Below are 745 nucleotides of genomic sequence, written 5' to 3'. Positions count from 1 at the left end.
GGTGCACGGTTTAGTTCACAAACCTTGTAGGTTTTATAATCTGTAAGGTTTAATGTGGTTATAACTGCTTCATTAACTCTAAAAATTATTTCATGAAGATTTGCTTGATACATTGTATTTGTTCAGGAATTAAAAATTAATCATCATGCTAATTGATAAACTTCTACCAGGCTATTTAAAGTTTACATAATTAAAGTTAGATTTTATCGGTTGGTGTCTCACCAACCGAAACCTAATACCGCTTCAATTAATCTCTAAAATGAGTAAGTATTTTAAAATTATCAATCCCGTTTTCATAAAAACCAGCACTACTCCAGGTATAATCTTCTATAGCTTCGCATAAATTCCATTTTTCCTTAGTTGGATTTTCATGTATATAATCTAATTTCTGAATTAATATACCTTCAGAACTTAAGGGGATAGCCAAAGGGTCTCGCTTCCAAAACTGGTAGCTACGGTCTTCTTTTATTGATCTATATTTCTTAAGTAAATTTGGCGAATGAGTTATTAAATGTTTTCTAAATTGATGGGCGGTAAATTTTGTGAAACTTGCTGCAGGACTTTCTTTCCCATTTAGCTTTAACATCTTCCAGATGAGATGGATATGATTAGGCATAATAACATAACCATAAATCTCTATTAATTTCTGTTGAGTTAGATACTGAAGAGAATTAATAACAATCATCTTAAAATGATCATCTGCCAGTAAGTGATCAAAATGGCAGATAGTGTCTGTGTAGAAATA

General features: G+C 31.1%; 1 protein-coding gene. It reads right to left on the bottom strand.

All coding sequences use genetic code 11. The features are described 5' to 3' along the window. Nucleotides 1-247: 247 nt before the first annotated feature. On the bottom strand, nucleotides 248-745 hold a 498-nt coding region (locus OQX64_RS22340), incomplete at its 5' end, for a transposase (RefSeq protein WP_265820419.1).

It is taken from the genome of Pedobacter sp. GR22-10 (assembly GCF_026239715.1).
In the GTDB taxonomy this organism is placed as follows: domain Bacteria; phylum Bacteroidota; class Bacteroidia; order Sphingobacteriales; family Sphingobacteriaceae; genus Pedobacter.
This window is presented reverse-complemented; position numbering and strand designations above follow the sequence as displayed.